Origin of the sequence: Azospirillum brasilense, from assembly GCF_003349955.1 — a bacterium.
GTDB classification, from domain to species: domain Bacteria; phylum Pseudomonadota; class Alphaproteobacteria; order Azospirillales; family Azospirillaceae; genus Azospirillum; species Azospirillum brasilense_B.
This window is the reverse complement of record NZ_QLKQ01000020.1, coordinates 82732-90843: the sequence shown is the minus strand read 5'-3', so window position 1 is coordinate 90843 and position 8112 is coordinate 82732. Positions and strand designations below refer to the sequence as shown.

At 70.5% G+C, this 8112-nt stretch carries 10 protein-coding genes; 3 read left to right on the top strand and 7 right to left on the bottom strand.

Features of this window, described 5'->3' with window-relative positions; genetic code table 11:
• Nucleotides 1-56: 56 nt before the first annotated feature.
• Genes DXK32_RS11625 through fliF form a run of 7 tightly spaced genes read right to left on the bottom strand, consistent with a single transcriptional unit; the run spans nt 57 to nt 5653 of the window.
• Nucleotides 57-686, bottom strand: coding sequence for a hypothetical protein (locus tag DXK32_RS11625; RefSeq protein ID WP_247877104.1), 630 nt, complete (start codon nt 684-686; stop codon nt 57-59).
• Nucleotides 687-714: 28 nt separating this feature from the next.
• A complete protein-coding gene (locus DXK32_RS11620) occupies nt 715-1737 on the bottom strand; it encodes a flagellar motor switch protein FliG (protein WP_348981591.1) in 1023 nt (340 codons plus the stop codon).
• Between the two features lie 15 nt (nt 1738-1752).
• Entirely contained in the window at nt 1753-2076 is a 324-nt protein-coding gene (locus DXK32_RS11615) for a hypothetical protein (RefSeq protein WP_247877103.1), read from the bottom strand.
• A 4-nt stretch (nt 2077-2080) separates the two neighbouring features.
• Nucleotides 2081-2863, bottom strand: coding sequence for a flagellar type III secretion system pore protein FliP (fliP, locus tag DXK32_RS11610; protein ID WP_114858644.1), 783 nt, complete (start codon nt 2861-2863; stop codon nt 2081-2083).
• A 32-nt stretch (nt 2864-2895) separates the two neighbouring features.
• Nucleotides 2896-3237, bottom strand: coding sequence for a flagellar motor switch protein FliN (fliN, locus tag DXK32_RS11605; RefSeq protein ID WP_114858643.1), 342 nt, complete (start codon nt 3235-3237; stop codon nt 2896-2898).
• Complete coding sequence (locus DXK32_RS11600) at nt 3225-3956, bottom strand: FliH/SctL family protein (RefSeq protein WP_114858642.1); 732 nt, start codon at nt 3954-3956, stop codon at nt 3225-3227. Before DXK32_RS11600 ends, fliN begins: the two co-directional genes overlap by 13 nt.
• The gene (fliF, locus tag DXK32_RS11595; protein ID WP_114858641.1) at nt 3956-5653 is read right to left on the bottom strand and encodes a flagellar basal-body MS-ring/collar protein FliF; all 1698 of its coding nucleotides are present in this window, start codon (nt 5651-5653) and stop codon (nt 3956-3958) included. Before fliF ends, DXK32_RS11600 begins: the two co-directional genes overlap by 1 nt.
• A 238-nt stretch (nt 5654-5891) precedes the next feature.
• On the opposite strand from fliF, the gene DXK32_RS11590 reads away from it, so the two are divergent.
• The 3 genes from DXK32_RS11590 to DXK32_RS11580 are packed head-to-tail and all read left to right on the top strand — an operon-like array spanning nt 5892 to nt 8111.
• The gene (locus tag DXK32_RS11590) at nt 5892-6341 is read left to right on the top strand and encodes a flagellar basal body-associated FliL family protein (protein WP_247877102.1); all 450 of its coding nucleotides are present in this window, start codon (nt 5892-5894) and stop codon (nt 6339-6341) included.
• 17 nt (nt 6342-6358) lie between these two features.
• A complete protein-coding gene (fliM, locus tag DXK32_RS11585; RefSeq protein ID WP_114858639.1) occupies nt 6359-7486 on the top strand; it encodes a flagellar motor switch protein FliM in 1128 nt (375 codons plus the stop codon).
• Nucleotides 7467-8111 carry a DUF6468 domain-containing protein gene (locus DXK32_RS11580; RefSeq protein ID WP_114858638.1) on the top strand — a complete coding sequence of 215 codons (645 nt, stop codon included), beginning with the start codon at nt 7467-7469 and terminating at the stop codon, nt 8109-8111. Before fliM ends, DXK32_RS11580 begins: the two co-directional genes overlap by 20 nt.
• The last annotated feature ends 1 nt before the right edge of the window (nt 8112 follow it).

The window sequence follows — 8112 nt, the reverse complement described above, 5'->3', positions numbered from 1 at the left end:
CCCTTCCCACGGCGCGAGCCGTGGGAAGGGTGGGGGCCCAGTGCGACCACCTCCCCCTACCACGACCAGTCCGCGCTGAGCGCTTCCTCCTCCAGATCCAGCCACGCCCCGGCCAGCGGCCCAACCGTCAGGTCGCCGCCCAGGCCCGCGTCGCCCATCGCTCCGGCGAAGCCGTCCTGCATGTCGGCCAGCGCGGCGGAGGACAGGCCGCCGCCGGTCTGCAGGGTCACGTCGAACCGCCGCCCCTCACCCGCCGCAACGAGCTGCACCGCCCCCAGAGCCGGCAGCCGCATCTGCAGGACCAGCGCGCTTCCCGTCTGAAGGTCCGCCCCGTCGGAAATGGCGCAGAGCAGGCCACGGCAGCCGCCCGCCGCCGTGCCGTCCATCACCGGGATGCTCATCACCCGCCACTCCCGCCCGTCGGCGGTGCGGCGGTGGCGCGGCGCCAGCGCCAGGTCGAGATCGTCCAGCAGGGCGCCGCCGTCGAGCTGCTCCAGCAGCCGGCAGCGCTTCGGCCCCAGCCACGCCCGCGCGCCGTTGGCGGTCGCCGCCAGGAAGAAGGCCAACCCGAGACCGAAGGTGGAATCGCAGCGCGGCAGCCCGCCGCGCAGCTCCTGCGCCGCCCGCGGGTCCAGCGCCTCGACCACCGCCAGCAGATGGCCAACCTCGGCGACCGCGTCCGGCATGAGCACACCCATCAGTGGACAACGGGCATCAGTAGACGACGGCGTCCGATTCGTCCGATTGCGGAAGGACGATCGCCCCGTCGTCCGCCATCGCCTTGGCGACCTGCACGATCTCCGCCTGCGCCTCGTTGACGTCGCGCATGCGCACCGGCCCCATGTTCTCGATCTCGTCCTGCAGGATCATGCGGGCGCGCTCGGACAGGACGGACAGGAAATGGTCGCGCTGCAGCGCCTCCGCCCCCTTGAGCGCGATGGCGAGCTGGCCGGTGTCGCAGCGCCGGATCACCGCCTGGAGCGACACGCGGTCGAGCCGCAGCAGGTCCTCGAAGGTGAACATGAGCTGGCGGATGCGGTGGGTCGAATCCGGCATCACCGCGTCCAGGTCGGTGAAGATGTCCGCCATGGTGTCGCGGTCGATGCGGTTGAAGATGTCGGCCATCCGCTCGTGCGTGTCGGCGCCGTGGGTGCGCGCGTAGTTCGCCATGAACTCGTTGTGCAGGATGGATTCGATGTCCAGCAGCACCTCGCGCTGCACGGATTCGATCTGGATCATCCGCTCGATCACCTCCAGCCGCAGCGCCGGGGCCAGCAGCGGCAGCACCTTGGCGGCGTGGTCGCTGCGCATGCGCGACAGGATGACCGCCGCCGTCTGGGGATACTCGCCGGCCAGATAGGTGGCGAGCACGCCCTCGTTCACGTTGGACATCTTCTCCCACATGGTGCGGCCGGCCGGGCCGCGGATCTCGCCCATGATCTCCGACACGCGGTCGTCGGGCAGGAAACGGGAGAGCATTCGCTCCGTGCTGTCGTAGGAGCCGACCACGGAGCCGGTGTTGGCGAAGCGCTCCGTGAAGCTGCGCAGCAGCGCCTCGACGAGGTTGGAGGTGACGTTGCCCAGGCTGGCCATGGCGCGGCTGACCATGCGGATCTCGTCGTCGTCCAGCTTCTCCATCAGGCGGGAGCCGCGCTCCTCGCCCAGCGCCAGGAAGATCACCGCGGTCCTCTCCGACCCGCTCAGGCTCTTGAAATTGTCTCGGATCTTGATCGGCATGCCCATGCTGGCACCTCAGAAGAAGCGGTCGGCGGTCAGGGTGGAATGGTCGGAGTCGTCATCGCGCTCCACCGGGCGGTCGCCCTGCAGGCGGTCGTGACGGAAGGCGTTCGCCAGGACGCTGCCGGCGACCAGCACCATGCGGTGCGGCACCAGCGGGTTGGGATCGAGCGCGTTCAGGAGGGTGACGACGGCCGTCTCGTCGTCCACCGTGACGCCCCGCCGCCGGGCGAAGGCGGTCACGCTGTCGGCCATCCCCGACGCCCCGGCGGAGGGTGCGGCGGGCGGCGCCGACAGGCCGGCGGAGGGAACGGCGGGCAGCAGCCGGGGCTCGGTCATCGCGTCAGGTTCCCCCATAGGAGCGGATCAGGCTGTTGGCGATCAGGAACCAGCCGTCGGTCAGCACGAAGAAGATGATCTTGAAGGGCAGCGCGATCATCACCGGCGGCAGCATCATCATGCCCATCGCCATCAGCACCGCCGCCACCACCATGTCGATCACCAGAAAGGGCAGGAAGATCAGGAAGCCGATCTCGAAGGCGCGGCGCAGTTCCGACAGCAGGAAGGCCGGAACCAGCACGCGCAGGTCGGCGGTGGCCGCCGTCTTCGGCTGCTCGGATTCCGGTTTGCCGGTGAAGCCGGCGAAGGCCGACAGGTCCTTGTCCCGCACCTGGGAGGCCATGAAGTTGCGGAAGGGCTCGACCATCCGCTCCAGCCCCTGCTCCTGGGTCACCTGCTCGTTCAGCATGGGGCGCAGCCCGTCCTGCCACGCCGCGTCGAAGACCGGCCCCATGATGTGGAAGGTCAGGAACATGGCGAGGCTGATCAGCACCATGTTCGGCGGCGACTGCTGAAGCCCGAGCGCGGAGCGCAGCAGCGACAGCACGACGATGATCCGGGTGAAGGAGGTCGCCATGACCAGCAGGCCCGGCGCCACGCTGAGCACCGTCAGCAGGACGATGCCCTGGATGACGCGTCCGGACAGCGATCCGCTCTCCCCCGTGGCGCTGCCGAGCGCGCTGCCGATGGAGGACAGGTCCAGCCCGCCGCCCTGCGCCCAGGCCGCCGCGGGAAGCAGCGCGGCGAAGGCGACGGCCAGGGCGGGCGGAAGCAGGCGTCGGATCATGGCGGGACCCCGTGGATGCGGCGCAAGGGGGGTCAATCGATCGCCAGATCGGTGCGCACGATCTCGGTCAGCGTGACGCCCAGCCGCTGGTCCTCGACAATCACCACCTCGCCGCGGGCGACCAGACGGTGGTTCACCAGAACCTCCACCGGCTCGTCCACCTTGCGCTCCAGCTCCACCACGGCGCCACGGCCGAGCTTCAGGAGCTGCGCCACCAGCATGCTGGTGCGGCCGAGCACCACCTGCACGTCCACCGGGACGTTGTAGATGGCGTTCATCGATCCACCGGCGACCGCCGCAGCGGGGATGCCGATGGCGTCCTTCTCGGCGGGCTTGGCGTCGTCTTCCAGAACGTCGAGGTTCAGTGGGGCCATGATGCGGTGCTTTCCGTGTCGGTGAAGAGGTCATGTTCGGTGGACAGGGCGGCCAGCGCGCGGTCGCACAGGCCGTCGACGGCGCGCTCCACCGCGGCGGGGTCGTAGCGCAGGCCCCCGGCCTCCCAGGCGGCGTCCAGCCCGCCGGGCGGCAGGGACGGGTCGGCGACGACCTCCAGCGCGCCCTTGAAGCCAAGCGACTCCGGGTCGGCCAGCCGGGCGCGGACGGGTTCCGCCAGAGCGGGGTGGACGCGCAGCCGCAGCCGTGGCGATCCGCCGGCCAGCCGCAGGGCGTCCGAAGCGAGCCGTTCGGTCTCGGCCGCCCCGATCCGTTCCAGCAGCGCCGGGGCGAGGCGGCGGACAAGCGCCAGCATCACCGCCGCCCCCTGCGCCTCCACCCCGCGCAGGGCGTCGGCGAAGCGGTCGTCCAGCGCGGCCAGTTGCTCGTCGAGGTGGGAGAGCGCCTGCGCCAGAGCGGCGTCGGTGCGGGCCGCGGCCTCCGCCGCCCCCTCGCGCCGGCCCTGCTCGATCCCTTCGGCGAAGGCGCGGACCTCGGCGTCGTAGACGGCGGCCTGGAGGTGGCGTTCGGAATGGACGATTTCATCGAGCGGGTCGATGGGGTCCGGTTCGGGAACGGCGCCGAACTCCGCCGCCGCCTGCGCTGCGGCCTGGGCCGTGCTGTCAAAGCGCAGGTCGAAGCGGTAGCGCGGGTAGCCCATCAGACCGCCTCCTCGTAGAGCCAGGAGCGCAGGATGTCGATCGCCTCGTCCGGGTACTGGTCCACGATGTCACCCAGCCGGCGGATGGAGGAGGCGCGCACCCGGCCCTCCACCGTGCGCAGTTCGATGAGCTGGTCCATCGTCTCCTCGATGCCCGGCAGGGCCGCCGCCGGCTCGCCCGCGTCGGTGAGCTGGGCCGCCTGCAGGACGGGATCGCCGCCCATGGCCGGACCGGTGAGCTGCGGCATCGCCGCTCCCGCGGCCAGCGCCGGGGCGGCGGTTTCGGCCGCCACCGGCTCCGGCGCCGGGAAGACGCGGCGGATCAGCGGGCGCAGCCCCAGCACGATCAGCAGGCCGCAGAGCACCAGCAGGATCACCCACTGGATCAGCGTCATCACGTTGCGGCTGAGCGTGTCGACGATCTCGGCCATCGGCTCGCGGGCACCCAGCTCGGGGGCGAGGTTGACGAACTCCAGGTTGTCCACCGTGACCCGGTCGCCGCGCGCCTCGCTGAAGCCCATGGCGGAGCGCACCAGCTCGGTGATGCGCTGCAACTCCTCGGGCGAGCGCGCCTCGTAGCTGCGGGTGCCGTCCTGCGCCGTCGCCCAGGTGCCGTTGACCAGCACGGCGACGCTGACCCGGCGGATGTCGCCCGGCTCGATCACCGTTTCGCGGGCGACGTTGGAAATCTCGTAATTGACCGTCTCCTCCTGGCGCTTGGAGTCGGAGGAGGAGCGGTTGTTCTGGGACTGGGCGCGGACCTCGCGCTGCGGCAGGTTCTGCTCGGCGGTGACCGGCGGCTCGCCCGTGCTGTCCAGGCTGCGGTCCTGCTCCTGCACCGTCTGGGTGGAGCGGACAACCTGGCTGTTCGGGTCGAAGCTCTGGCTGCGCACGACCTCGCGCTTGGTTTCGACGTCGACAGCAACCTGAACGCGAACATTGCCCTGCCCGAGCCGCGCCACCAGCATCTGCTCGATGGCGCGGGAGATGCGCGTCTCGTGCCCGGCGCGCAGCCCGTCGACCTTCGCGGAGGAGCGGGCGTCGCCGTCCTCCTCGGTCAGCAGCACCTCGCCGGAGGCGTCGAGCACGGTGACGGCGCTCGGCTTCAGGTTGGGCACGGCGGCGGAGACGAGGTGGCGGATCGACAGCGCCTGCCGCCGCTCCAGCGGCGCCCGGCCGCGCATGCGCACCACGATGGAGGCGGTGGGCGTGGGGGCGGCGCGCGAGAACTCCTCGCGGTCGGGAAGCACGATGTGGACGCGCGCCGCCTCGATGCCGGACAGCGTCTCGATGGTGCGGGCCAGTTCGCCTTCCATGGCGCGCAGCCGGTTCATCCGCTGCATGAAGCTGGTGATGCCCAGCGGCTTGTCGGTGTCGAACAGCTCGTAGCCGATGCCGCCGCGCGACGGCAGGCCCTTCTCGGCCAGCAGCATGCGCAGCCGCGGCACCTCGGCCTCCGGCACCTGGACGGCGGTGCCGTCGAAGGCGGCGGACACCGGCACGCCCATGGCCTCCACCGCCTTGACGATGCGCCCGGCCTCCGCCGGTTCCAGCCCGGTGTAGAGCGGCGTCATGTGCGGCCGCGACAGCAGCACCGCCATGGTGGCGACCGCCAGGACGATGCCGACGCCCGTGCCGGCCAGCACCAGAAGGCGCGTGCGCCCAAGCGTCCGCAGATTGTCGATCAGTCCCGTCACGACACCCGCACCTTTAAAGTTTCCGAAAAGCGGGGACCGTAATGTTCACCCCGTGAGCCTTCACAACCTACCGGGATGACTTTTAAGCGGAGTAAAAGCCGCGAAGATCGACCGGGAGGAAGTCGCTAAAACTTGATCGTTTAAAACAGTCTCTCAAATTTTCGGTATTTTGGAGGCGCCGGCCGCGATGAATACAGATGCTGGAAAGGCAAGGACGGGAACGCCGGGCCGGCAGCGGATGTACGTCATCGTGCTGCCGCTGGCCCGGCTGGCGCTGGGCGCGGCGGCCCTGTGCGGCGTCGCCGCGGCGGGCTTCGGCGGCTACTGGATGGCCGTCGGGCCGGACGGGGTGGCGCGGCTGTTCGAGGGCACGCCCATCGCCGAGCCGGCCCAGGCAACGCTCGACATGCCGGAGCTGCTGGTGAACCTGCGCCCCGACACGCCGTCGCGCTTCATGAAGATCGGGGTGACGCTGGCGCTGGCGCCCAAGGACCGCGGCCGGGTGGAGCAGGCGATGCCCCACCTCGTCAACGCCCAGCAGGAGTTCCTGCGCAACCTCGACCAGCACGACCTGCGCGGTTCCGCCGGCCTGCTGCGACTGCGCGACGAGCTGCGCCGCCGCTTCAACCTGATCCTCGGCCCGGACACGGTGTCCGACGTCCTGCTGCGCAGCCTTCTCACCCAATAGCCGACCCAGAGGAACGGATGAGCACTCCCATCGACACGGACGACGGCGGCGAAAGCGGCGGTTCCGGGAACGGTTCCGGGGACGGTTCCGGGGACGACCTCGACTGGGGCCTGGACGCCGGCTCCGGTGAGTCCGAGGCCGCCGCCCTGATGGCCGACACCAAGGAGCTGAGCCAGGAGGAGATCGACCGCCTGCTGAACTTCGCCGTCGGGCCGCAGACGGAATCCGCCGGGCAGACCCGCGCCATCGAGCGGCTGATCAGCACGACGACGGTCAACAAGGACCGGCTGCCGATGCTGGACGTGGTCTTCGACCGCATGGTCCGGCTGCTGAACACGTCGCTGCGCCAGTTCTCCTCGACCAGCGTGGAGGCCAGCCTGCTGCGCATCGACTGGCTGCGCTACAACGAGTTCCTCGACACCATCGAACTTCCGGCCCTGGTCGGCGTCGCGCGGGCGGAGCAGTGGGACAACCACATCGTCGTGTCGGTCGACAGCGCGCTGATCTACTGCATGATGGACGTGCTGCTGGGCGGGCGGCGCAGCCGCGCCCGGCGCATCGACGGGCGCACCTACACCTCGATCGAGCGCAAGATCACCGAGCGGCTGATCAAGGTCATCCTCCAGGACCTCAGCCAGTCCTTCGACCCGATCACGCCCATCGACTTCACCTTCGACCGGCTGGAGACGAACCCGCAATTCGCCACCATCACCCGCGCCACCAACGCGGTGATCCGCGTGCGCATCGCGGTGGAGGTGGAGCGCCGCGTCGGCCACGCCGAGGTGGTCATCCCCTACGCCACGCTGGAGCCGGTGCGCGGCAAGCTGGTGCAGACCTTCATGGGCGAGAAGTTCGGCCACGACACGGTGTGGGAAAGCCACCTGAAGGCCGAGCTGATGCGCGCCAAGCTGGACCTCGTCGCGGTGCTGCAGCAGACGCAGGTGTCGCTGGGCGAGGTGCTGAACTGGGAAAAGGGCACCTCGCTGAAGCTGCGCATCGACCCCGACGCGCCGGTGGTGCTGCAAAGCAAGACCACCCCCCTCTTCGCCGGCCACATGGGCCAGCGCAACGGCAACATCTCCGTCAAGATCGACACCGACCTGGAGACCAAGCAGGAGCTGATCGATGGTCTCATTCCTCATTGACGCCGTCCTGGCGGTCATGCTCGTCACCGCCACGGTGTTCCTGGTGATCGTCAACAAGCGGCTGAAGGTGATGCGGTCCAGCCAAGCCGAGATCGGCGCGCTGATCGGCACCTTCTCCAAGACCATCGACGAGACGGAGGCCTCGGTGCAGCGGCTGGTCGCCGCCGCGACGGAGGCGTCCGCCAAGCTGTCCGACGGGCTCGACCGCGCCAAGGGCGTGACCGAGGAGGCGGCGCTGGTCCTCGGCTCCTGCGAGCGGGCGTCCAAGCGCATCGAGGCGTCCGTGCAGGAGGCCCGCGCCCTGGTCCGCCGGCTGGAGGACGGCCCGGCGCCGCGCCCGCGGCCCCGACCGGTGCCGCCGCCCGCCTCCGTTATGGAACCGGTGCCTGCCCCGGCGAACGCCGCCTCGGCGCCGGACAGCGACGCGACGGAGGACGAGGACGGCTTCCGCCCGATGCGCGTCGCCGCGCTGGCCGGGGCCGCCGCCCGCCCGGCGGAGGAGCCGCCGCCCGTCCCGGAGGCCGCCATCGAGACCGCCGAATCCACCGTGGACACCGGCGGCGCGCGGCAGCAGGCCGCCAACGCCTTCTACGCCCGGCTGCGGGCCATCGGACCGGAGCGCTGAC